This is a genomic window from Nostoc sp. (genome assembly GCF_036916735.1).
In the GTDB taxonomy this organism is placed as follows: Bacteria; Cyanobacteriota; Cyanobacteriia; order Cyanobacteriales; family Nostocaceae; genus Nostoc.
In genome coordinates this window covers 21,230-46,253 of record NZ_JBALFV010000002.1, presented here as the reverse complement: position 1 = coordinate 46,253, position 25,024 = coordinate 21,230, and the positions used below count along the sequence as shown (strand labels likewise).

The window sequence follows — 25,024 nt, the reverse complement described above, 5'->3', positions numbered from 1 at the left end:
AACAATGAATGTAAAACTAATAGAAAGAATATTAACTATTTTGCTATTACTCATTGCTGTAGGAGCATTAACAATACATCCTGCACAAGAAGTTTCTATGTCTACCCTTGGAGGCGATAAGGTAGATACTTTTTTTAATATAATTTCATATCTAATTTTGTGTTATTTTCTAATGTCATACTGGAAAGGTTTTATCTATGTAATTACCAAAAGTCCATTACAGTTTTTTTTACTAGCAATAGTTATATTTTCTATATTATGGTCAGAAGATCTAAGTTCTACCATAAAAGATATAAAAGGTCTAATCCGAATATATTTTATTGCAATCTATTTGGCAATGCGTTATCCCCTTAGGGAACAAATGAGACTAATAGCTTGGCCGCTTGGTATAGCGGCATTACTATCTATGATATTCTCTGCATTTATACCAGGCTATATTCACAGATCGCCTGAATTAGTAGATATGTGGAGCGGAATTTATGGTCATAAAAATGAATTAGGTTACATGATGAATTGGAGCGCAGGAGTTTTTTTACATCTTGCCCTTAGTAGCTCTCGATATCGCTGGTTGATGTGGGCACTATGCGGGTTATCTATATGTTTAATTATTCTCACACGTTCAACAACATCTTTGGCGATTTTATTAACAATGATATTACTCTTACCTTTTTATCAATCTTTTAAAAAAACTAATTATAAATTACAATTTATTATGATAACTTCAGCTTTAATGTTACTCATTATTGTTTCAATATTACTGATTAATAATGCTGAAACTGTAGTTGGTACTTCTGGTAAAGACCTTACCCTGAATGGGCGCTCTGATCTCTGGGAATTAGTGATAGCTAAGGTGTTAGAAAGACCTTGGTTAGGTTATGGATATGCGGGATTTTGGACTAGTAATGCTGCATCTAACCTGAGAGCTACTTATGATTGGGCAAGTAATGCTCACAATGGCTTTTTACAACTATTTTTAGAATTAGGATTTTTAGGTTTCTTGACTTTTGCAGCAGGATTTATCCGGTTCTTCGTAATGGCCCTGACTCGAATTGTTTTAGTAGCGGAAAAACCAGAAGATTATTGGACAATGCAAATGCTAATTATCATTGTTATAGTGAATTTCTCAGAAGCAAGGTTGTTAACTCCCGGTTGGAATTGGTTGATGTATCTCACAACCTATCTATCTTTGACTCTTAGTTCTCAGAGAGTACCAATATATAAATAGATAAATAGTTTACACAGTTGTATAACTAAAAGGAAAGAAAACATGAAAAAGTTGAATTTTGGATGTGGGCATAGATTTTCGTCAAATTGGATAAATATAGATTTTAATTCTGAGCATCCTGAAGTCATTGCTCATAACTTACTCCAACCACTTCCATACCCTAAAGATTATTTCGATGTGATTTACAGCAGTCATGTTTTAGAGCATTTCTCTAAAGACACGGGAGAAATGCTTGTAAAAGAATGCTACAGAGTTCTAAAACCCCAAGGTATTTTACGCATCGTTGTTCCTGACTTAGAGCGAACATGTCGTGAATATTTAAGAATTATGGATAGTCTTGAGAATGAGGAAGCAAGGAAACAATATGAATGGATTATTGTTGAGTTAATCGATCAATTAGTTAGAACAGAACATGGTGGTTTGATGAAAACTTATTGGCGACAATTACTTGAAAATAATGATGAATTATCCATCAGTTATGTACAAGCAAGAACAGGTGTAAATATTGAAGATGAGATAGCAACTCATAATACTAATTCTTTATTACAGAAAGTATTCAGTATTAACCACAATAAACTCAAAAACAAATTTAAATACCTCTATATTGACATGATAAAGAGGTTAATACCACGATATGTCCGCAAGTCTATGATAGATGAAACCTCCCTTGGTGAAAAACATAAGTGGATGTATGATAGCTATAGCATGAAAACCCTCTTTGAAAGAGTTGGTTTTTCGTATATTAAATTTTTGGATGCTCATACTAGTGAGATTCCAAACTTTAGTAATGAAGTCTTAGATCTTAATACTGATGGGACAGTATATCTACCAGGCTCGTTATATTGTGAGGGTATTAAGCCAAATAAATAAGACTGATATCTGCAATATAGCAGTGTGCAGTTCAGTGAAATATAAAAACTTTGCTGAAATGATTTGATAGTAAGGACTTTGATGTTTTCATGCAATCAATAACTGCTATAGGGTAGCAGTATTATCAAGTAGATTTTTGAAAGATAGTAGTAATATGAACGTCCTGCTCCTTAGTACCCAAGATGTGGCTGGTGGTGCAGCTCGTGCTGCATACCGCTTGCACAAGGGGTTACAAAACATTGACTTACAATCACAAATGCTGGTGCAAGAAAAATCTACTGATGACAAAACAGTAATTGCATCTAAAATCAGATTATTTCAAGGTATTGCTAAGGCCAAGTTGACATTTGAAAGCTTACCTTTAAAGCTTTATCCTCAAAAGCAAAATACTCCATTTTTTATTCAATGGTTACCAGATAGAGTTATTTCTCAAGTTGGTCATATTAATCCAGATATCATAAACTTGCATTGGATTAGTGCAGCTTTTATGCAAATAGAAACTCTTGCTAAACTAAAGCGTCCTCTAGTTTGGACAATTCATGATATGTGGGCATTTACTGGAGGATGCAGCTATGCTGGAGATTGTGATCGCTATCAAATTTCTTGTGGAGCCTGTCCTCAACTGAACAGCGAAAAGGGTCGAGATTTATCCCATTGGGTATGGCAACGTAAACTTCAAGCTTTGAAAAATTTGAATCTGACAATTGTTTCGCCAGGTTCTTGGTTAGCCGAATGTGCTAAGTCTAGTTCTCTGTTTAAGAATTTGCGAATTGAAGTAATCCCAAATGGGCTGGATACTCAGAAGTATAAACCTGTTCATCAAGGTTTAGCGCGAGAATTACTGAATTTACCTCTGGATAAACAACTCATTTTATTTGGAGCACTAGATGCAACCAATGACTCTAGAAAAGGTTTTCATTATCTGCAACCAGCACTACAAGAATTAAGCAAATCTGGCTGGAAAGATAAGTTGGAGATCGTTATTTTCGGTGCATATAAACCCAAAAATCCACCTAATTTGGGTTTCAAAACACACTATTTGGGACACTTACACGATGATATATCTTTAGCAACTGTGTACTCAGCAGCTGATGTGATGCTTGTACCGTCTCTTCAAGAATCTTTTGGACAGACAGCCTCTGAATCACTCGCTTGTGGTACTCCAGTTGTGGCGTTTAATTCTACTGGCTTAAAAGATATTGTTGATCATCAGCAGAATGGCTATTTGGCTAAACCTTATGAAGTTAAGGATTTTGCCAGAGGAATTATCTGGGTACTTGAAAATGAACAGAGGCTGCAAAAGCTGTCATTCTATGCTCGTGAGAAAGCTGAACAAGAATTTACTCTGGAACTTCAAGCACGTCATTATTCAGCTTTGTTTCAGGAAATATTGATGAGTGCAAAAAAATCTTCATTCAGTAATTAACTTAGTAAACAAATACTTCATAGTATGTCAATACCGATAGCTTTTATAATTTGTACAGAACCTGGTCGTTTAGAAGGTCAATCTTTGATGCTTGCAGAAAGTATTCGTAAGTTCTGCGGCGAGTTGAAAAATACACCTATATATAGTTTTCATCCTAGAGTAGGTGAACCGATATCAAAGCAAACCCAACAAGCGTTTGAAGGGTTGCAGGTGATTCATCAACAAGTTCCTATAAATCGAGAATTTCATGAATATTATTTAGCCAATAAACCTCTGGTTTGTGCTTATGCAGAAAAAAATATTGATGCAGAAATCTTGGTTTTTTTAGACAGTGACAAATGCTTGTTTTCTGAGCCAAAAGAATTTTTATTGCCAGTAAATTGTAACGTTCGCATACGTCCTGAGTATGGCAAAGGAATTGGTTCTACAGGTCTGCGAGACCCTCAAGAATGGTACTGGCAAAAGCTGTATCAAGTGCTGGGGGTAAAGCGTGAGATGTTTATTGAGACACCAATTGGTAATAAAAGAATCAGAGCCTACTGGAATTCTGGTTTGGTTGCTGTAAGAAAGAGTGCAGGTATATTTACTGCCTGGAAAGAAAACTTTGAGAAGGTAATGCGTATGAATATTACCCCTCCTCAAGGGATTTATTTTGTGGAACAGTCAGTCTTATCTGTGACTTTATGCTCGCTGGAAGAAAATATTTCTCATTTTTCTTCTGCTTATAGTTATCCATTACCTTTACACAATCGCTTATCTAAACAATCACGACTTAAAGCTTGGGATGACATAGTGTCTATACATTATTTCAATTTATTTTTTTATAATGATTGGAATACACAAATTCAAAGCTTAAAAAGCTTTAATCGAAGTTCAGATAAATATCAATGGTTATGCAAAGGAGTTGTCAGACATAAGATGCCGTGCGTATCAGTGATGCACCGATATATGTTGATTGTAAAGAAAATAGAACAAAAGCTACGCGTGTTTAAATTGAATAGTCAAGTGAGTAATTGGATAGAAAAAATTGCGAACTTTTAAATAAGTATTATTATTTTAAAGTTACATGGTTAATTCAGAAAAAGCATTTAAATATTATTTCATACTTTTTCTATTCTTAGTACTCAACTGCTTATTGTTTCCTTGATTAGGGGAGTAGTTTAGAAACAAAGACAGATCACATATCAACCTATACATAAATGCTTTTATCATAAACACATTTTAAAACATATATTTATGTATTATTAAACATCTAAAATGATGTTGTTAATAAAGATAAAAACAACCATAAATGGAATTGAATCAAGAACGCATCAGCTAATGGTAAATGTGTCCTTTTAATAAAAACTATACATTTTTTTAAATTTGTATAGTGTACTTCAACCATCTTTTTTCTCTCATTTAAATAGATGAATCTAATAAAAAAGACTTTATGAAACAACCACAATTAGCAGTAATAATGACTTGTTTTAACAGGCGTGAGACAACTCTGAATTGTCTGCGTGCGTTAGATGAGCAAACAAAGCCTTTTGATGTTTACTTAACCGATGATGGAAGTTCTGACGGTACTTCAAAGGCAGTGAAAGTTTTTTATCCACAAGTCCAGATTCTTCAAGGCAATGGGAATCTATTCTGGGTAGGAGGAATGAGTCTAGCGTTTGCTGAAGCAATGCAAAAAGATTATGACTATTATCTCTGGTTGAATGACGACACAATACTAGAATCAAATACCTTAGAACGCCTATTGACACTTCATCAACAATTATTAGACTCTGGTCAAGAAAATTCAATATTAGTTGGTACGACTCAAGACTCAATAACAAGAGAAGCTTCATACGGCGGTGCAGTGAAATCTTGCAAATGGTACTCTAATAAATATGAATTTTTAGGTTTAACTCAGGTTCTTCAAGAATGTGACACGATGTTTGGTAACTGCGTGCTGATTCCTCGTGTGGTTGTAAAGAAAGTAGGGAATCTTGACGCAGCATTTATCCACAGTTTAGGAGACCTAGATTATGGTTTGAGAGCAAGAAAGAATGGTTGCTCAATATGGGTTGTACCTGGATATATCGGAACTTGTGGTAAAAACTCAATCCGCAACAGTTGGGTAGATACAAAATTATCTGTTTTAGAACGCTTAAGAAAGGTAATTCAAGTCAAAGCATTTCCGCTCAAACCTTGGACTGAATTCTGTCGTCGGCACTCCGGATTTTTCTGGCTAATTTATTGGTGTTTACCTTATCTCCGAGCCATTATTGGTTACAAAAACTTGGCTGCATCTCCCACATTTGCAGAAGAAATTTTACAAAGTAGTTCGCAATCTTAAGGAGTTCCAAAATGCAGCGACGTCTTGGTTTTTTAGCGGCAGCACCTCGGATTTCAACACATGCTGATGCAGAGATGTCTGGACCCCGTTCTCGGGTTTTAGGAATCTTGAAGGGCTTTAAAACACTTGAGTGGAAAATCGAAACATTTATTGTGGGAGATAAAGTTGCAAAAAAATGGTCGACGAATGGTTCTGGTGAATTAATCAGTAAAGGATTTTTTTACACCTTAGCAGTAGATTTTATGCGTCTCGGACTTGGTATTATTAACTCCTGGAAAAGCTACCAAGAACTTAAAAATCAAGTTGATTGGGTGTATGAGTACGCTGCGACTTTACAATGTATAGGGTGGATATTCCAACGTCAGGGAATACCTTGGATTTTGCAAGCTGAAGCATTACTTTTTTATGAAGCAAAGGCAGAAAGAAAAGCATTATTACTGGATAGATTAGCTCAATGGATAGAAATAAAAGCCTATCAAAAATGCGATGTTTTAGCGTGTGTAAGTGAAAGTCTAAAAGAAATTTTAGTCAAAGATTTTGGTATTTCAAGTGAGAAAATTGTTTTAATACCAAACGGAGTTGATATTGATTTTCTCAATCCTGCTCTACATGTTCCAAAGCGAGTATTTTTAGGTTTTACTATAGGTTTTATAGGTAGTTTATATGCTTGGGCTGGTTTAGACTTATTATTAGAAACAATATTTGAATTGCGAGCCGAAGGCTTAGATATTTCGCTGGTAGTAGTAGGCGATGGTGCAATGAAATCTGCTTGGGAAAAGCAGAGTCAAAAATTAGGTATTTCACCTTATGTAGCTTTTATCGGTCGAGTTTCTTGGCAAGAAGTACCCCAGTATATCGGTGGATTTGATGTTGGTTACTCTGGGCAAGTTCAACTACAAATCGGAAAGATGTATCTCTCACCTATGAAACTTTATGAATACATGGCAATGGCTAAACCAGTCATAGCATCAGCTTTTGAAGATGCTAAAAGGTTGATTTCCGATCGCAAAACAGGTTTCCTATTTAAACCAGGTGATAAAAATGATTTAAAACGTACCTTATTGGAAGCTTATCAGAAAAGAGAAGCACTGCCAGAAATGGGACAATTGGCTTGCATTGAGATAGTAAATCATCACAGTTGGGCTGCCAGAGTACAGAACTTAGTTGAAGGTGCTGAACAAATATTGAAAAAACAGCGATCGCATATTCAGTAGTATTAAGCCTTTACTCATACAATTTAACATTAAAAACATTTATGATCCGGACTTCATCTTACAAACTTCTTGGTACTAAAGTGGATGCACTCTCTATCCGCGACTTAAATTTGTTGATTGAAGAATCTATTCAAAAAAAGAAAAAATGGATTATTGCTAATCACAACATGCATAGTCTTTATCTCTTCCATAATGATCCAAGGATGCAAGCTTTTTATGCCAAGGCAGAATATACCCATATTGATGGTATGCCTTTATTGTTTATAGGAAAGCTATTGGGTTTTCCTATGAAACGAGAGCAAAGAGTAACCTATGCTGACTGGGTATGGCCTTTGATGGCAAAAGCAGCTGATAAAGGCTGGCGTGTATTTTATTTAGGTTCAAAGCCAGGAGTCGCTGAAAAAGGAGCAAATATTTTGTGCCACAAATTTCCTGGGTTACAGATTGCTTGCGCTCATGGCTATATTGATATGAATAAAGATAGTCAAGAAAATCTTGCTACTCTGGCTGCAATTAATGCTTACAAACCTCATGTATTGATGGTGGGGATGGGTATGCCACGTCAAGAACAGTGGATTTACGAAAATCTTGAACATATTCATCCCAACACTATTTTGACTAGTGGAGCCTGTATTGACTATGTAGCAGGAGCAATACCTACTCCTCCTCGTTGGATGGGAAAGATGGGCTTGGAATGGTTATATCGCTTACTGTCTGAACCTAAAAGACTTTGGAGACGTTATTTACTTGAGCCTTGGTTTCTAGCCACATTATTTTTACGAGAAATTTGGAGTATGCCAAGTAAACAAAAAAAGAATAGAATCCTGGTATTTCTCAGTACAAAATTTCATAAGTTTCTAATGTAATTGAGTCTCGCCAAGCCTTACCAGTAGGCCGAGCAATTCGCCACTAATTTATAAAATACTGTTTTAAGGCTTGGCTTAATCATTAATTAGTGAATACACCTGATTCAGCTTTTATGCTCATGAATAGCGAAGTATCTCGGCAGATACTTCGCTTTAAATAATACTGAAAAGTGCTATCTAACGTGTGGTTGAAGTATTAGTTGCTTGCCCAAAAGCCTGGGCAATAGTATTGCGGGCAGATTTAGGTTGTAGGTTCTCATCAAAGGGAAGTGGACGCAAAAATTTCCAAAGATTTGGATTGTTCCTAAAGGTTTTTCTTGGCATCCAGTCAGGATGACGTATCCAGGTATGACGGTCGGTAATACCCCATGTAATTACAGTATCAATTTTAGCTGCAAAGCATAGGTCAAGATATCTTTTGTAACTGTCGGCTACCATCTGGTCTAGCTTTTGAATACTATCGGGCAGTGGAGTATCAATAATAATATCTAATTCTGTGATTATTGGTTTAACTTCAAGATCATTAAGCCGTTTTAAGACGGAATTAAATCCTTTTTCGTCAAAAGAATATGCAGTAGAAAACCATAGATGCGATTGAATACCTGCCCCATCAATTTTAACACCGCTATTCTTTAGATATTCGACCATTTTTAAGAAACGGTCTGATTTCCATGTAGCGCCTTCAATCCCAAAATCGTTTAGGTAAAATTTCTTGTTATTATCTACTGAAGCAGCAATTAAAAACAAGTCTCGAATTAATTCTGGTTTTACTCCTTTACGCAAACCGTAGGTAGGGTAGTCAGTTTCATTTTCATTATCAGCAATAATTTCATTGGCAATATCCCAAGACTTTAAAACCTTGCTATTACGATAATGTCCCATGACTCCTTTAACATGCTGTTCGATCATTTTAAGGCTTGGAGGGTAAGGAAGCCAGTCTGGTTTTCCCATGTGCCAGAAAAGAGTATGCCCGTGCATTTCTATATTATGCTTTTGGCAGAAATCAGCGATCGCGTCTGCTGATTCAAAGGTAAATTTTCCTGGCTGTGGTTCAGTGGCGTTCCATTTTAATTCACCATTCGGTGTCACAATCGAACATTCACGAGCAATAAGGTTAGCGTAATCCTGCTCTTTTAGCAAAATATCACTAGAAATTGCTGCGCCATAACGTTTTCCTTTGGTGGCAGCTATTTGCCGAAGAGAAGAATTTAAGTTTGTGTTTGCATAATTTGCTATATTAGCATTCGTGCTATAGCTTTGTTTTTGCTTATCTTTTTGTAAAAAACCCGTAGTTAATAATGCAGAAATGGTTGTGTATCCTGCTCTTTTTAAAAATTTTCTCCGATAAACCATAAATCATATTTAATAATAAACATCTATCTAAATTATATTATAAAATATTTTTTATACTTGCTTCAACCGAGTAAAATTACTAAATTTATTTGTTATATTTAAATCAATCAAATATGCTTTTATATGTCAGCAATAAAGATGCTACTTTAATAGATAAGAAGAAAAGTAACAGGTAAGGCGTAACCCGCCGTAGGCGTTGCTCGTGTTTTAGTCAGCTATCTTAAGATTGTGTTATCTTTATGGATGCGGACGTATTCGCAGTAATTAGCACATTTAGCGATCGCAGTTCAACTAAATGATTTTAGTGAACAACAAGATTCCCGAACCTATACCCCACAAAAAATAATAAATTGCTTGAAAGCTTTATCTCATCAATACTTTGGTTATTGAGTACATGATTAAGACATATTAATAGATGCGCTATTTCGGATGAGATGCTTACATATACAGTATTTGTTTAAAGTTAACTTAAAAGCCCAGAATACATTTTACTTGGCTCTGGTTATTTCTAATTTTCCTATTTACGTGTTCTGATAATGCAGTTTACAGGCGGGGACAAAATCATATTATGAACAAAACCTTTGCAACCATCGACGGGAATGAGGCTGTCGCCCGTGTAGCTTACAAATTAAATGAAGTGATTGCCATTTATCCCATCACCCCCTCTTCAGCAATGGGTGAATGGGCAGATGCTTGGTCAGCCGAAGGTCGTCCCAACCTCTGGGGTACTGTTCCTAGTGTCGTGCAGATGCAGAGCGAAGGGGGAGCCGCCGGTGCTGTGCATGGGGCATTACAAACAGGTTCTCTGAGTACCACCTTCACGGCATCTCAGGGATTATTGTTGATGATACCCAACTTCTACAAAATTGCTGGTGAACTGACTAGCGCTGTGGTTCACGTTGCCGCCCGTTCTTTGGCTACTCATGCATTATCAATTTTTGGCGATCATAGCGACGTGATGGCAGCCCGTGCTACTGGCTTTGCTCTATTTTGTTCCGCTTCGGTACAGGAAAGTCAAGATTTTGCTCTCATTGCCCATGCTGCTACTCTGGAGACACGAGTCTCGTTTATGCACTTCTTTGACGGCTTCCGCACTTCTCATGAAGTGCAGAAAGTAAAATTGCTTTCAGATGACGATTTGCGATCGCTCATCCACGATAACTTAATACTTGCCCACCGCAGCCGTGCCCTGACCCCAGATCGTCCAGTTTTGCGCGGGACTGCCCAAAACCCCGATGTCTACTTCCAAGGACGGGAAGGTGCTAACCCTTACTACAACTCTTGTCCAGAAATTGTCCAGCGCATCATGGATCAGTTTGGAGAACGCACAGGAAGGCATTACCAAATCTATGAATATTACGGCGCTAACGATGCCGAGCGCGTTATCGTTCTTATGGGTTCAGGCTGTGAAACCGTCCATGAAACAGTCGATTACCTTAATCCCTGTGGTGAAAAAGTTGGTGTGGTTAAAGTGCGACTTTACCGCCCCTTTGATGTCCAAAAGTTTGTTGCAGTATTACCAACTAGTGTAAAAGCGATCGCAGTTCTCGACCGCACCAAAGAAGCAGGTAGCGCCGGTGAGCCATTGTATTTAGATGTGGTGGCTGCTATCCATGAGGCGTGGGGAGATAAGAGAGCAGGAGGAGCAGGGGGAGAAAATACTCTCTCATCTCCTAAAATTATTGGTGGGCGTTACGGTCTTTCTTCTAAGGAATTTACTCCGGCGATGGTGAAGGGCATTTTTGATAACCTTGCTCAAGCTAAACCGAAAAATCACTTTACTGTTGGGATTAATGATGACGTTAGTCATACTTCTTTGAGCTTTAACCCTAATTTCTCTACAGAATCAGATAATGTTGTTAGGGCAATGTTTTATGGGCTGGGTGCTGATGGTACTGTTGGGGCTAACAAAAACTCCATTAAGATTATTGGTGAAGAAACCGACAATTACGCCCAAGGCTACTTTGTCTATGATTCCAAGAAATCTGGATCAATAACTGTCTCTCACCTACGCTTTGGGCCAAAACCAATTCGCTCTACTTACTTGATTGACCAAGCTAACTTTATTGGTTGTCATCACTGGGGATTTCTTGAACGCATAGATGTTTTGAAAGCTGCTATTCCTGGGGCAACTTTGTTGCTTAACAGTCCATACAATGCAGATATAGTCTGGGAATATCTGCCAATGAAGGTGCAGCAGCAAATTATCGATAAACATTTGAAGTTATACATAATCAATGCTAGCCAGGTTGCCCGCGAAAGTGGCATGGGTGGCAGAATTAACACTATTATGCAAGTATGCTTCTTTGCTTTGGCGGGTGTGTTGCCAGAGGAAGAAGCGATCGCTAAAATCAAACAAGCCATTGACAAAACTTACGGTAAAAAAGGCGCAGAAGTTGTCCGCATGAACTTGCAAGCTGTAGACAACACCCTAGACAACTTGCATAAAGTAGATATACCACAGACAATTCTCAGTACAGACGCGATTAATCGCCTCTCTACCGACTCTCCACTCCCCATTCCCAAATTTGTCCAAGAAGTTCTGGGCAAAATTATGCTGTGGGAAGGTGATGATTTACCTGTTAGCACACTACCTGTTGATGGCACCTTTCCCGTAGGTACTGCCAAATGGGAAAAACGTAACGTTGCCGAAGAGATACCTGTATGGGAGCCGGATGTCTGCGTTCAATGTGGTAAGTGCGTAATGGTTTGTCCTCACAGTGCCATCCGAGCAAAGGCTTATCAAGCGGATGAGTTAGTCAATGCACCAGCAACCTTCAAGTCAACTGGTGCAAAAGATAAAGACTTTGCCAATCAAAAATTTACCATTCAAGTTGCCCCAGAAGATTGCACAGGATGCACTATTTGTGTAAATATTTGCCCTGCTAAAGATAAATCTCAGCCATTGCGGAAAGCGATTAATATGGCACAGCAGTTGCCATTGCGGGAACAAGAGCGAAAAAATTGGGATTTCTTCTTAAGTTTACCTAATCCTGATAGGCGATCGCTAAAATTAAACCAGATTCGCCAACAACAACTGCAAGAACCTTTATTTGAATTCTCTGGTGCTTGTGCAGGTTGTGGTGAAACACCTTACTTGAAATTATTAACACAATTGTTTGGCGATCGCGCCGTCATCGCCAATGCTACAGGTTGTTCTTCAATATATGGTGGTAATCTCCCCACAACACCTTGGACAACCAATGCCCAAGGACGCGGCCCGGCGTGGTCTAATAATCTATTTGAAGATAACGCCGAATTCGGTTATGGCTTCCGTCTTTCTCTCGACAAACAAGCTGAGTTTGCCGCAGAATTGTTGCAACAGTTGGGGAATGGGGAAATTCACCAATCAATAATTCCTGATAATTTAATTCAGTCAATCCTGAAAGCTGAACAAAAATCTGAGGCTGACATTTGGGAACAGCGCGAAAGAATAGAACTGTTGCAGCAGAAGTTAGATGAAATCGTAACTCTCGACCCTAATCTAAAATCTAAAATCCAAAATCTAAAATCCCTTGCTGATTACTTGGTGAGAAAAAGCGTCTGGATTGTTGGCGGTGACGGTTGGGCTTATGATATTGATTTTGGCGGTATTGATCATGTAATTGCTAGTGGTCGAAATGTGAACATCTTGATCATGGATACAGAAGTGTATTCTAATACAGGCGGTCAATCTTCTAAAGCCACGCCACGAGCAGCAGTTGCTAAATATGCCGCTAGTGGTAAGCCTGCACCTAAGAAAGACTTAGGCATGATTGCCATGACCTACGGAAATGTCTACGTAGCAAGTGTAGCTCTTGGTGCTAGAGATGAACATACCCTGAAAGCATTTTTGGAAGCAGAAGCTTATGATGGGCCATCAATAATTATTGCTTACAGCCATTGCATCGCCCACGGCATTAATATGACTACAGGGATGAATCATCAGAAAACTTTGGTAGAATCAGGTCGTTGGTTGCTGTATCGGCATAATCCAGAGTTGCTTAAACAGGGTAAAAATCCATTGCAATTGGATATGCGTATGCCTCAGCAATCTGTAGAAGATTCGATGTATCAAGAAAATCGCTTCAAAATGCTTACTAAGAGTAAACCCGAAGTTGCCAAGCACTTGTTAGAACAAGCGCAAGCTGAGGTAGATACACGTTGGCAGATGTATCAATATCTGGCAAAGCGCGATGTTGATGACTAATGTCGCGATGTTGATAACTAATGTCGCAATGTTGATAACTAATGTCGCAATGTTGATAACTAATGTCGCAATGTTGATAACTAATGTCGCAATGTTGATAACTAATGTCGCAATGTTGATAACTAATGTCGCAATGTTGATGACTAATATCGCGATGTTGATTACTAATGTCGCAATGTTGATGACTAATGTCGCGATGTTGATGACTAACACTGTGGTTTAAGTTGTGTTAAACGCCATCCTTGAGCCAACAAAGGCACAAATATTGGGTTTCGTTCCTCAACGAAAGTTATAAAAATAGCGCCATGTCTCCGACGGGCGTGGCTGCAACAAAAACTTTACTTGGCAAGTCATAAAATTAACCATAACTTTACCAGAATTACACCCAGCCTATTGACAATGCTTAGATATTATCAGAATATTTAAGTGATTTAACGGTTATCAAAGTAATTTTTGCTTAGAGGTTGTTTGAAAAGTCGTATGTTGTGATTTTAATCGAATTATTACCCCCCTTAATCCGCCCGATATATTGGGGGAAAATAAGAAAATCCGGTTCCCTCCCCTTCTAAAGGGGAGCCACTGCGTTGGGGAGGCAGTGTGTTGGGCGGGTTTCCCGACTTGAACCAACTGCCGTCGGCTCTGCCGACAGCCAAGCAAGTGGCGTGAAGGTCAGGGTGGGGTAAAAAATATTTGATACATCGTCAACAACTACTTAATAACCACATGTGGGAGAGGTGATTATGGCTAATTCATCATTCAATTTCCTTAACCTCTCTGATTTGAATGGCACTAATGGCTTTATAATTAACGGCATTGCAGAAGATGACAATTTAGGCAACTCAGTCAGCAATGCAGGGGACATCAACAACGATAGCATTGACGACCTGATTATTGGGGCACATGGTGCCGACCCCAACGGCATCTCTCGTGCTGGGCAAAGCTATGTAGTGTTTGGGGGGAGGAATCTGGGCAGTAGCGGCAGCCTCAACCTCTCTGAATTGAATGGCACTAATGGCTTTATAATCAATGGCATTGCAAAATATGACGATTCAGGCTTCTCAGTCAGCAATGCAGGGGACATCAACAACGATGGCATTGACGACCTGATTATTGGGGCAAGATATGCCTCCCCCAACGGCATCTCTGGGGCTGGGCAAAGCTATGTAGTGTTTGGGGGGAGGAATCTGGGCAGTGGCGGCGCTCTCAACCTCTCTGATTTGAATGGCACTAATGGCTTTATAATTAACGGCATTGCAGCAAATGACTTTTCAGGCTCCTCAGTCAGCAATGCAGGGGACATCAACAACGATGGCATTGACGACCTGATTATTGGGGCGCCTAATCCCTCCCCCAACGGCATATTATATGCTGGGCAAAGCTATGCAGTATTTGGGGGGGCAAATCTGGGCAGTAGCGGCAGCCTCAACCTCTCTGATTTGAATGGCACTAATGGCTTTATAATTAACGGCATTGCAGCAAATGACTCTTCAGGCTACTCAGTCAGCAATGCAGGGGATATCAACAACGATGGCATTGACGACCTGATTATTATTGGGGCATTTTTTGCCGACCCCAACAGCATCTCTTCCTCGAACGGCAACTATAGTGCAGGGCAAAGCTATGTAGTCTTTGGGGGGAAGAATCTGGGCAGTAGCGGCAGCCTCAACCTCTCTGATTTGAATGGCACTAATGGCTTTATAATTAACGGCATTGCATCTGGTGACTTTTCAGGCAACCTAGTCAGCAATGGCGGGGACATCAATAACGATGGCATTGACGACCTGATTATTGGGGCATATCGTGCCGACCCCAACGGCATCTCTCGTGTAGCGCAAAGCTATGTAGTATTTGGGGGGAGGAATCTGGGCAGTAGCGGCAGCCTCAACCTCTCTGATTTGAATGGCACTAATGGTTTTATAATTAACGGCATTGATAGGGGTGACAATTTAAGCAGGTCAGTCAGCAATGCAGGGGACATCAACAATGATGGCATTGACGACCTGATTATTGGGGCACAGAGTGCCGCCCCCAACGGCATCTTTGGGGCTGGGCAAAGCTATGTAGTGTTTGGGGGGAGGAATCTGGGCAGTGACGGCACACTCAACCTCTCTGATTTGAATGGCACTAATGGCTTTATAATTAACGGCATTGCAAAATATGACTCTTCAGGCTCCTCAGTCAGCAATGGCGGGGACATCAACAACGATGGCATTGACGACCTGATTATTGGGGCAAGATATGCCTCCCCCAACGGCAACTTTGATGCTGGGCAAAGCTATGTAGTGTTTGGGGGGACAAATCTGGGCAGTGGTGGCACCTCTGGCAACCTGACTGGAACTCCTGGTGCAGATACCTTCTTTGGCACACCTAGCAACAACATCGATCGGTTAACTGCTAACGATACCCTGACAGGCAACGGTGGTCAAGATAAATTTGTGTTTCGCCCTGGCGATGGCAATGACATCATCAGCGATTTTGCTGGCGTCGGTAAAGGCTCAAACCCATCGGTAGATGTAATTGCAAATGTTGATACACTGCAATTTATCGGTTCGGGATTGACTGCCGAAAATCTGCAATTAACTCCAATAGGCAACAACTTAGAAGTCAGCTTTGAAAATGTGGCATCCACTAAAGTCACACTGCAAAACTTCCTCTTAGAAAACCTGGATAACGTGCCAGCAACTTCTTCAAGACTTGCACTCGGCAATATCCGATTTGATGGGCAAACCAACATTGCCGACAGCTTTGATGTGATTAATGCCAACTCGACTCAAACTAGTATTTTCAACAAAAACACTGTCACCTTCCTCAATGACTTAAACAATAATATCGCCGGTTTTGATAAATCCAATGATGTGATTAATGGTCAAGGCGGTAACGACATCATTAATGGCAACAGTGGCAATGATTTGCTACGTGGTGGGTCAGGCGATGATATTCTTATTGGTTCAGAGGGCAATGATACTCTTGTGGGTGGATTCGGTAATGATATTCTCGTTGGTGGCGCGGGTGCTGACAGATTCCTTTACAACACCGATGCTGCTTTTGCCCTGAGTAGTGTTGGTCAAGATACCATCGCTGACTTCAACAGTTCCCAAGGTGACAAAATAATATTAGATAAAACTACCTTTAATGCCATTACTTCTGTTGCAGGAACGGGTTTTAGTAACTTGAGTGATTTTGAAATCACGAAAACAGCTGGGACTAGCACGGCAAAAATTGTCTACGATCCTGTGAATGGGCAGTTGTTCTACAATTTTAATGGCAGCGCGGCGGGTTTTGGTAGTGGTGGTCTATTTGCAACTCTAACTGGTGCGCCAACTCTGACGGCATCTGATTTTGTGTTGCAAGCATAGTTTGTCCGAAACACCGAGTTCCATGCTGGGAACAGGAAACTGAATTTTGATTGTAAGCTTTGTAATTCGTGATTAAATTTCCGGCATTAGGAATTAGGAATTACAAACTTGACGCTGGGCGATCGCTGATTATTGCTTACAGCCATTGCATAACCTACAGCATTAAGATGACCACTTTTTATGAATCATCAAAAAACTCTGTAGCTGAAGGTGCTGAAGGTAGTTGGTTATTGTATCAGCATAATCCAGAGTTGCTAGAACAGGGTAAAAATCCTTTGGTTTTTGGATATGCGTATGCCTGAGCAATTCGTAGAAAATTCGATGTATCAAGAAAATCGCTTCAAAATGCTCACCAAAAGTAAACCAGACGTAGCCAAGCACTTATTAGAACAAGCGCAAGCTGAGGTAGATATAGGGTGACAGATTATTTAATTACCGCTATTGGTCAGATGTGGCAGCAGAGAAATACTAAAGAAAGTAAGCGGGTAAATATTAATATATGTATAGCTCAATTTTAGAAGAGAGCAAGCAGGAGCATAGGCGTAGCCCGCACTTCGACATACTTCGACTGCGCCCTTCTCTACGAGAGGCTTCGCCTTAAGCGTAGCTATGCCGCAGGCTTTACGGCTACGCTCAGGACAAGCTCAGTACAAGAAGCTCAGTGACCATCGTAGACATCGCCTGATCTACAACGCAGTAACAAAGCAAGCATATTTCCAGATGATTGCTCACAAAAAATTTTATCAAAGCGCTTAACGCACAAATAACTCATAAAAACTAACACTAGAGAATGATGGCAAATTCAACTTTTAACCTTTCGGATATCAACGGCACTAACGGCTTTGCCATCAATGGCATGTACATCCCTACTAATGACCGATTAGGTTTTTCTGTCAGCAGTGCAGGAGACATCAACGGCGACGGTTTTGATGACCTGATTATCGGTAAATATGATCCTAATCCGTTTTTCTTTGACTACCTCGTCCTTAAACCAAGCCAAAGCTACGTGGTGTTTGGCAGCAAGGGGGGTTTTAGTGCCCAACTCAACGTCTCTACCCTTAACGGCACTAACGGCTTTGTCATCAACGCCATCAATCCAGGTGACTTCTTAGGCTACTCTGTCAGCAGTGCAGGAGACATCAACGGCGACGGTCTTGACGACCTGATTCTTGGGGCATTTCGTGCCAACGGCGAATCAGGGCAGAGTTACGTGGTGTTTGGCAGCAAGAGCGGTTTTGATGCCCAACTCAACGTCTCTAACCTCAACGGCACTAATGGCTTTGCTATCAACGGCACCAATAACAACTTGAGTGACCAATTAGGCTTTTCTGTCAGTAGTGCGGGAGACATCAATGGCGACGGTATTGACGACCTGATTATCGGAGCAGATCGTGCCCCCAACGGCAACAGATCAGGGCAGAGCTACGTGGTATTTGGCAGCAAGAGCGGTTTTGGTGCCAGCTTTGACATTTCCACTCTCAACGGCACTAACGGCTTTGCCATCAACGGCATTAATTCAGGTGACTTCTCAGGCAGATCAGTTAGCAGTGCGGGAGACATCAACGGCGACGGCATCGACGACGTGATTATCGGGGCATCTGGTGCCTCCCCCAACGGTCAGTCTTCAGGGCAGAGCTACGTGGTGTTTGGCAGCAAGAGCAGTTTTGATGCTAGCTTTGACCTCTCCACCCTCAACGGCACTAACGGCTTTGCCATCAACGGCATCAATTCAGCTGACTCTTCAGGCTTCTCTGTCAGCAATGCGGGAGACATCAACGGCGACGGCATCGACGACGTGATTATCGGGACATTTGATGCCTCTCCCAACGGCATTATTGGCTCAGGGCAGAGCTACGTGGTGTTTGGCAGCAAGAGCGGTTTTGATGCTAGCTTTGACCTCTCTACCCTTAACGGCACTAACGGCTTTGCCATCAACGGCATCAATTCAGGTGACACATCAGGCTTCTCTGTCAGCAATGCGGGAGATGTCAACGGCGACGGCATCGACGACCTGATTATCGGGGCATATCGTGCCTCCCCCAATGGCATCACCGCCTCAGGGCAGAGCTACGTGGTGTTTGGCAGCAAGAGCGGTTTTGATGCCCAACTTAACCTCTCTACTCTCAACGGCACTAACGGCTTTGCCATCAACGGCATTGATGAATTTAATAATTCAGGCAGGTCTGTCAGCAATGCGGGAGATGTCAACGGCGACGGTATTGACGACCTGATTATCGGGGCACCAAATGCCGCCGCCAACGGCATCATTGGCTCAGGGCAGAGCTACGTGGTGTTTGGCGGGAAGAATATTGGCACTGGCAGCACTGTTAACCTAACGGGAACTGCTGATGCAGACACTCTCATCGGTACAATTGGAAACAACATCATCGATGGCAAAGCTGGTAATGATACCTTGACAGGCAACGGTGGTCAAGATAAGTTTGTGTTTCACTCTGGCGATCGCAATGACATTATCAGCGATTTTGGTGGCGTAGGTAAAGGCTCAAACCCATCATCAGCAGTGATTGCCAATGTTGACACACTGCAATTTATTGGTTCGGGCTTAACTGCCCGAAATCTCCAACTAACTCAAAATGGCAACAACTTAGAAGTCACTTTTGAAAATGTGGCTAACACCAAAATCCAATTGCAAAACTTCCTCTTAGAAAATCTGGATAACCTGCTAGCAATTTCTTCAAAATCTGGACTCGGCAATATTTTATTTGATGGGCAAACCAGCATTACCGACAGTTTTGATGTGATTAATGCTAACTCCACTCAAACCAGCATTTTCAATAAAAACACTGTCACCTTCCTCAATGACTTAAACAATAACATCACGGGTTTTGACAACTCCAATGATGTGATTAATGGTCAAGGGGGTAACGACAAAATCAATGGCTTGAGTGGCAATGACTTGCTGCGAGGTGGTACTGGCAATGATATTCTTATCGGTGGTGCTGGGAATGATACTCTTGTCGGTGGTGCAGGTGCTGACAAATTCCTTTACAATACCAATGCTCCCTTTGCCTCTTCTGCTGTTGGTGTAGATGTGATCGCTGACTTTAACCACTGCCAAGGTGACAAGATAATCTTAGACAAGACTACCTTTAATGCGTTCCCGCTTCGAGTTGCCGTAGGCATCGCTTCTGGTCCGGGAACAGGTTTTAGTAACAAGAGTGATTTTCAAGTCACGAATTCAGCAGCGACTAGCACAGCAAAAATTGTCTACGATCCTGTGAGTGGACAGTTGTTTTACAACCAAAATGGCAGCGTGGCGGGTTTTGGCAGTGGTGGTCTATTTGCAACTCTAACTGGTGCGCCAACTCTGGCTGCATCAGATTTTGTCTTGCAAGCATAATTCGTTCAAAACACCGAGTTCTGGTTTGAAGTTTCATATTTCAAGCTTAGAAAACGGAGTTGAATCCTTTGCTAACAACTCTGAGTTACTTAGATATGCTGTCGCGCCTAAAAGTTGCACTATTTTCACTGTCAAAAAAAGCTGCAAACCCTCTCCCTTGCTCCCAATAAGAACTGTCCCCCTGCGGGCTCAATGTGCTTGCTTAAATGCTTAACGTACACGTCGATAAATTGGCGTTAGCGTTCGCGTAGCGTCTCGTAGAGAAGCGGGGCGGAACGCACGTCGCATTCATTGCAAATGTGCCCACAGTTTACCTCTTCGCTTTCCGTTCTTCCGAGTCTCCGTAGACCCACAGTATGGACATTGCACAGTAGATAACCTCAATTCATCCCTCTATTATGCAATGCCATTTGTTCAAAGATTGGTTTCCAGATAAATCAACACCTACGAATCCTACATCACAACCAACACCATCATCCCGCACTCAACCACAAAATAGGTAATCATATCAAGTCAACTTAACGTCGCATTTGTTAGATCAGCAGTCGCATTTGTTGCTTTTGCGAGCGCATTTGTTAGATCAGCAGTCGCATTTGTTGCTTTTGCGATCGCATTTGTTAGATCAGCAGTCGCATTTGTTGCTTTTGCGATCGCATTTGTTAGATCAGCAGTCGCATTTGTTGCTTTTGCGATCAGGAAAGTAATTAATTTCAGGTGTTGAACAAGTATAAAATGATAAAGCGGAGTTTTTACCTCCAGTTTTTTATATATAAGACTTACGCACACTCTACGAATTCTCAGCGCTATTGGCGTCTTGGCGGTTCGATAAATTAAGCTTTTTAGCAATTTTTGTGTAAGTCATAATATAGTTATTTTTTATAAAAATTCAAGTAAATTTAACTTGATTAAAAACATCTATCTAATTTACACCTACTCAACTAAAAAACCTCTCTACGCATCTAACAAACATTTCCACACCCATTCCCAAGGCGGCTTCGTCAAAATCAAACCGGGGATGATGATGTGGATATGCCAAATCTTTCTCTGGATTCGCAGAACCCAAAAAGAAATAGCAACCAGGAACCTCTTGCAAGAAGAATGACATATCTTCACCAGCCATAGTTTGGCATTCTGGCACAATACCCAACGGGGTTTCTACCACTTCTTCTGCTACAGTTCGCACCAATTCTGCCATCTTTATATCATTAATTACTGGTGGATAAAGTGACCAGTATTCTAAGTCATAATTCGCACCATGAATTTGACAAATTCCGGCAATAATCTGCTCGACACGCTGGTTAAAAAAGCCTTTCAAACTAGGATTAAAATACCTGACAGTGGCACTCATTCTCGCTGTATCAGCAATCACATTTCCCTTAGTTCCAGCATGAAGTTCGCCCACTGTTACCACAGCCGAATCAATAGGATTAACATTCCGGGCGACAATGGTTTGCAAGGCATTTACAATTTGGGCAGCAACTACAACTGAATCCACTGTTTGATGGGGTAGTGCACCGTGTCCACCTTTGCCCAAAATTGTACAGTTAAAGGACTCCACAGCTGCCATCAACGCCCCAGCCCGCACACCCACAGTTCCCAAGGGCAAATTATTCCACAAGTGCAAACCAATAATCGCCTCAACATCAGGATTTTTCAGAACTCCAGCTTCAATCATCGGCTTTGCGCCTCCTGGTGATTCTTCGGCTGGCTGAAAGATAATTTTTACTGTACCGGAGAAGTCTTGGCGATGCTGTTGGAGATAGTAAGCTGTACCTAATGCGATCGCAGTATGTCCATCATGTCCACAAGCGTGCATTACTCCATCATGCTGCGATTTGTACGGCACTTCGTTGAGTTCTTGGATTGGCAAAGCATCCATATCCGCCCGAATTGCTAAAAGTTTTGGATTTTGGATTTTGGATTTTGGATTTTGGATTGTTTCTAAATCTTGTCCTTTACCTTTGATGGTGGCAACAATACCAGTTTGGGCAATGCCAGTTTGATGCTCAATTCCCCATTCTTGCAGCTTTTGTGAGACAAACTCAGCCGTTAGTTTTTCTTGAAAACCCAACTCTGGTTGTTGATGCAATCGCCGTCGCCACTCTACCAATTGTGGTTGTAATGAACGGATGGCTAGTCGGATGCGAGATAAATCAACAGAAGAGGAATTGGGAAAGGTAGAAACCATTATGACAAACTAGTTTAAGTACAGTTAAGGCAAGTTTATTTTCCCAGTTTATCGTAGGGAATGAGGAAGAATCAGAATCAGAATTTAACTATGATTGCACCAGTTGTAAACAGGGCTTGGGTGTTCGCTACAAAATGCCCAATGCCCAATGCCAATTTAAAATGTCAGTATTTCCCAATCTAAATCTGATGCTACTTGAGCAAGTTTATCTAAATCACCCAGGTTATCTAAATAGGGTAAGCAGCCTAAAACAGGCATGTTAGTAAGTGATTGAATCAATTGGGGTGGTGTCCAGTCGGCTATTTCTGCATCAGTTCGAGGTTGTATGCAGTTGAGCACAATGCCTTTGAGATTGATGCGCGATTGTCTAGCTAATGCTACGTTCGCCACTGCTTGAGCGATCGCACCTAATCTCACTGGTACTACCAATAGCGTAGGTAAACGCCATTCTCCCGCTAAATCGGCTACCGTTAATTCCTCAGTTACAGGCGAACCTAATCCACCCAAGGCTTCTACAAGCACAAAATCACGTTGTGATCGCAGTTTAGACAAAGCTTGCCAAACTACTGCTAAATCTACTTGGCGATTTTCTCGCGCTGCTGCGATCGGAGGGGCTAAAGGTGCTTGAAAGTACAAAGGTGTAATTTCTTCTGAAGATTGTTCTAGTGTAAATAGCTTTTGATACCACTCGCGATCGCCAATCCCCGATTGAATCGGTTTCATGATTCCCCAGCTACGCTGCGGATAATATTTTTGCCAATAGGCTGCTAACGCTGTTGTTAAAACAGTTTTACCAGCTTCAGTATCAGTTCCAGTAATCAGTAGTGTGTTTAACATTAATTTCTTTGGCCAGAAAATGGTTGTGTTCCATCAGCTGGCGGAAAACTTGGCGTTTCACCAGTGGTCGGAATTGGAAAGGGTGTTTGTGTTGGAATTGGGAAGGGTGTTTGTGTAAAAATTGGCGTGGGTATCTCTGTTGGAACTGGGGTAGGTGTCTCTGTCGGAATTGGGAAGGGTGTCTCTGTCGGAATTGGCTGGGGTGTTTCTGTCGGAATTGGGATAGATGTCTGTGTCGGAATTGGGATAGGTATGTCTGTAGGTGTTGGTTTGGCTGCTGTTTCTAATCCAACAGTAAGGCTGTAATTGCTTTCGGCAACTCCTGGAACCAGTGTTAACTCAATAGTATATCTACCAGTAAGCAGTAATGGGCCTTTATATGATGTTACTTGTTGAACATCCCGATCAATTGGTTGTTGATTGGGACTGAAGACTGTTAACAAAACACTGCTTCCTGGGTCAATAAACGTAGTTAAATTGTCACCTTTATTCCCAAAAAAAGTATATCGGATAATTTGATTTGTTTTAAGAATATCTGTTACCGTGGTTGGGTTAGATGCTTTAAGATTAAGCCGCCTACTAGATATAATCGGTTGTTCGGGGGTGGGTGTGGATGTGAATGTAGTACCACCAGAAATAACTGGTGAAGGGAAATTTTGTGGAAGCGTCTGTGTTGGTGATGGTTTTGACTGACTGCGGATGGAACTTACCAATGCCCAAGAACCAAATCCCGCTACGATTACTACAGCAATGCTAATTGCTGCGATCGCTAAGGGATTATCCAAGACTGAGCTAGCCGAACTTGGTGGAATCACAGGATTGGGTTGTTTCTTGGGCGAAGCTGCTGCTGGTACTGAGTCAGGGCGGCGACCAACAGCGATTGTTTGCAAGTTAGACGTATTTAAGGGCGGAAGATTTACTTGCTCTAAAGATTGTAGTGCTTGAGATACACTAGCAGCACTTTGATAGCGATCGCTCGGTATATGACTTAACATTCGATTCAACACTATAGCAAATCGCGGATTAACTGTTGCCCACCGTTGCCAATTCCAAGTTAGTTGGTTTTGGTCAAATAGCTCCCTTGGTTGTTTACCAGTCAGCAAAACAATTGCACTCACTGCTAATGCATACAAATCACTACTAGGATAAGCTCCCCCTGTTTGCATTTGTTCACTAGGGGAGTAGCCTAATTTTCCTACAGTGGTTTTTGGCATTGCACTCTCTGGCGATCGTAAACGAGTTGCCAGTTCTTTTACCACCCCAAAGTCAATTAACACAGGTTTAGCGTCACTATCTCGCAAAATAATATTTTCTGGCGAGATATCTCGGTGAATAATCCCTCGACTGTGAATATGCTCTAAAACAGGCAGCAACAACTTTATCAACTGCAATACTTCAGCCTCTGTGAAGGTTTGACCCACAGCTTGACGTTCAGCCAGTAGAACTTGGTACGTTTGACCTGCAACGTAGTCCTCCACCAAAAATAAACGTTGGTCTTGCTCAAATCTTTCCCGGAATTTCGGGACTTGCGGGTGTTCAATTTGATATAAAATGGCAGCTTCTCGGTGAAAAAGTTCTTGTGCCTTTTCCCTAGCCAAAACCTCCGTTGCTGTTGAAATCAATTCCTTGATCGCACAAAGTTCGTTAAAGCGCCTTTGGTCTTCTGCCAGATAGGTTCTACCAAATCCTCCTTGTCCGAGAATTTGAATTATGCGATAACGGTTTTGCAAGACAGTGCCAACTGTAAGGGGTGGTTGCATGATCGAATGATTGAGTATAGTAGCAACTGAGGAGCAAGTCAACAAGAGGCAGG

The 25,024-nt window shown here is 41.1% G+C and carries 15 protein-coding genes and 2 pseudogenes; 11 read left to right on the top strand and 6 right to left on the bottom strand.

The window, feature by feature from the left end:
* Window positions 1–4 precede the first annotated feature (4 nt).
* From V7L20_RS01155 to V7L20_RS01125, 7 genes are all read left to right on the top strand, one after another.
* Window positions 5–1,225 (top strand): O-antigen ligase family protein, encoded by a 1,221-nt coding sequence (locus tag V7L20_RS01155; RefSeq protein WP_334742299.1) that lies wholly within the window; start codon window positions 5–7, stop codon window positions 1,223–1,225.
* A gap of 42 nt (window positions 1,226–1,267) precedes the next feature.
* Entirely contained in the window at window positions 1,268–2,095 is an 828-nt protein-coding gene (locus V7L20_RS01150) for a class I SAM-dependent methyltransferase (protein ID WP_334742298.1), read from the top strand.
* 154 nt (window positions 2,096–2,249) lie between these two features.
* Window positions 2,250–3,521, top strand: a complete 1,272-nt coding sequence (locus V7L20_RS01145) for a glycosyltransferase family 4 protein (RefSeq protein WP_334742297.1) — start codon at window positions 2,250–2,252, stop codon at window positions 3,519–3,521.
* 24 nt (window positions 3,522–3,545) lie between these two features.
* On the top strand, window positions 3,546–4,562 hold the full coding sequence (locus V7L20_RS01140) for a hypothetical protein (protein WP_334742296.1): 1,017 nt from the start codon (window positions 3,546–3,548) through the stop codon (window positions 4,560–4,562).
* A 391-nt stretch (window positions 4,563–4,953) separates the two neighbouring features.
* The gene (locus V7L20_RS01135; RefSeq protein ID WP_334742295.1) at window positions 4,954–5,847 is read left to right on the top strand and encodes a glycosyltransferase family 2 protein; all 894 of its coding nucleotides are present in this window, start codon (window positions 4,954–4,956) and stop codon (window positions 5,845–5,847) included.
* 11 nt (window positions 5,848–5,858) lie between these two features.
* The gene (locus V7L20_RS01130) at window positions 5,859–7,061 is read left to right on the top strand and encodes a glycosyltransferase family 4 protein (protein ID WP_334742294.1); all 1,203 of its coding nucleotides are present in this window, start codon (window positions 5,859–5,861) and stop codon (window positions 7,059–7,061) included.
* Window positions 7,062–7,102: 41 nt separating this feature from the next.
* A complete protein-coding gene (locus V7L20_RS01125; protein WP_442943492.1) occupies window positions 7,103–7,927 on the top strand; it encodes a WecB/TagA/CpsF family glycosyltransferase in 825 nt (274 codons plus the stop codon).
* A 177-nt stretch (window positions 7,928–8,104) separates the two neighbouring features.
* On the opposite strand, the gene V7L20_RS01120 is transcribed toward V7L20_RS01125, so the two are convergent.
* Window positions 8,105–9,280 carry an endo-1,4-beta-xylanase gene (locus tag V7L20_RS01120; RefSeq protein WP_334742293.1) on the bottom strand — a complete coding sequence of 392 codons (1,176 nt, stop codon included), beginning with the start codon at window positions 9,278–9,280 and terminating at the stop codon, window positions 8,105–8,107.
* 568 nt (window positions 9,281–9,848) lie between these two features.
* On the opposite strand from V7L20_RS01120, the gene nifJ reads away from it, so the two are divergent.
* From nifJ to V7L20_RS01100, 4 genes and pseudogenes are all read left to right on the top strand, one after another.
* Entirely contained in the window at window positions 9,849–13,469 is a 3,621-nt protein-coding gene (gene nifJ / locus V7L20_RS01115) for a pyruvate:ferredoxin (flavodoxin) oxidoreductase (protein WP_334742292.1), read from the top strand.
* 740 nt (window positions 13,470–14,209) lie between these two features.
* The gene (locus V7L20_RS01110) at window positions 14,210–16,825 is read left to right on the top strand and encodes a beta strand repeat-containing protein (RefSeq protein WP_334742291.1); all 2,616 of its coding nucleotides are present in this window, start codon (window positions 14,210–14,212) and stop codon (window positions 16,823–16,825) included.
* Window positions 16,826–16,941: 116 nt separating this feature from the next.
* Window positions 16,942–17,245 (top strand): annotated as a pseudogene (locus tag V7L20_RS01105) (hypothetical protein); the annotation flags it as partial.
* A 370-nt stretch (window positions 17,246–17,615) separates the two neighbouring features.
* Window positions 17,616–20,186, top strand: coding sequence for a hypothetical protein (locus V7L20_RS01100; protein ID WP_334742290.1), 2,571 nt, complete (start codon window positions 17,616–17,618; stop codon window positions 20,184–20,186).
* Between the two features lie 281 nt (window positions 20,187–20,467).
* On the opposite strand, the pseudogene V7L20_RS01095 reads toward V7L20_RS01100, so the two are convergent.
* The 5 genes and pseudogenes from V7L20_RS01095 to V7L20_RS01075 all read right to left on the bottom strand — a co-directional run.
* A pseudogene (locus V7L20_RS01095) lies at window positions 20,468–20,555 on the bottom strand (IS1/IS1595 family N-terminal zinc-binding domain-containing protein); the annotation flags it as partial.
* Window positions 20,556–20,699: 144 nt separating this feature from the next.
* The gene (locus V7L20_RS01090) at window positions 20,700–20,972 is read right to left on the bottom strand and encodes a hypothetical protein (RefSeq protein WP_334742289.1); all 273 of its coding nucleotides are present in this window, start codon (window positions 20,970–20,972) and stop codon (window positions 20,700–20,702) included.
* Between the two features lie 148 nt (window positions 20,973–21,120).
* Window positions 21,121–22,374 (bottom strand): M20 metallopeptidase family protein, encoded by a 1,254-nt coding sequence (locus V7L20_RS01085; protein WP_334742288.1) that lies wholly within the window; start codon window positions 22,372–22,374, stop codon window positions 21,121–21,123.
* A gap of 156 nt (window positions 22,375–22,530) precedes the next feature.
* Window positions 22,531–23,211: a dethiobiotin synthase gene (bioD, locus tag V7L20_RS01080; protein ID WP_334742287.1), complete on the bottom strand. Its 681-nt coding sequence runs from the start codon at window positions 23,209–23,211 to the stop codon at window positions 22,531–22,533.
* The gene (locus V7L20_RS01075) at window positions 23,211–24,971 is read right to left on the bottom strand and encodes a protein kinase domain-containing protein (RefSeq protein ID WP_334742286.1); all 1,761 of its coding nucleotides are present in this window, start codon (window positions 24,969–24,971) and stop codon (window positions 23,211–23,213) included. Before V7L20_RS01075 ends, bioD begins: the two co-directional genes overlap by 1 nt.
* Window positions 24,972–25,024: the final 53 nt, after the last annotated feature.

Excerpts from the sequence above, each read along its gene's own strand:
- V7L20_RS01155 (WP_334742299.1), top strand. The coding sequence starts at position 5 with ATGAATGTAAAACTAATAGAAAGAATATTAACTATTTTGCTATTACTC.
- V7L20_RS01150 (WP_334742298.1), top strand. The coding sequence starts at position 1,268 with ATGAAAAAGTTGAATTTTGGATGTGGGCATAGATTTTCGTCAAATTGG.
- V7L20_RS01145 (WP_334742297.1), top strand. The coding sequence starts at position 2,250 with ATGAACGTCCTGCTCCTTAGTACCCAAGATGTGGCTGGTGGTGCAGCT.
- V7L20_RS01140 (WP_334742296.1), top strand. The coding sequence starts at position 3,546 with ATGTCAATACCGATAGCTTTTATAATTTGTACAGAACCTGGTCGTTTA.
- V7L20_RS01135 (WP_334742295.1), top strand. The coding sequence starts at position 4,954 with ATGAAACAACCACAATTAGCAGTAATAATGACTTGTTTTAACAGGCGT.
- V7L20_RS01130 (WP_334742294.1), top strand. The coding sequence starts at position 5,859 with ATGCAGCGACGTCTTGGTTTTTTAGCGGCAGCACCTCGGATTTCAACA.
- V7L20_RS01125 (WP_442943492.1), top strand. The coding sequence starts at position 7,103 with ATGATCCGGACTTCATCTTACAAACTTCTTGGTACTAAAGTGGATGCA.
- V7L20_RS01120 (WP_334742293.1), bottom strand. The coding sequence starts at position 9,280 with ATGGTTTATCGGAGAAAATTTTTAAAAAGAGCAGGATACACAACCATT.
- nifJ (WP_334742292.1), top strand. The coding sequence starts at position 9,849 with ATGAACAAAACCTTTGCAACCATCGACGGGAATGAGGCTGTCGCCCGT.
- V7L20_RS01110 (WP_334742291.1), top strand. The coding sequence starts at position 14,210 with ATGGCTAATTCATCATTCAATTTCCTTAACCTCTCTGATTTGAATGGC.
- V7L20_RS01100 (WP_334742290.1), top strand. The coding sequence starts at position 17,616 with ATGATGGCAAATTCAACTTTTAACCTTTCGGATATCAACGGCACTAAC.
- V7L20_RS01085 (WP_334742288.1), bottom strand. The coding sequence starts at position 22,374 with ATGGTTTCTACCTTTCCCAATTCCTCTTCTGTTGATTTATCTCGCATC.
- bioD (WP_334742287.1), bottom strand. The coding sequence starts at position 23,211 with ATGTTAAACACACTACTGATTACTGGAACTGATACTGAAGCTGGTAAA.
- V7L20_RS01075 (WP_334742286.1), bottom strand. The coding sequence starts at position 24,971 with ATGCAACCACCCCTTACAGTTGGCACTGTCTTGCAAAACCGTTATCGC.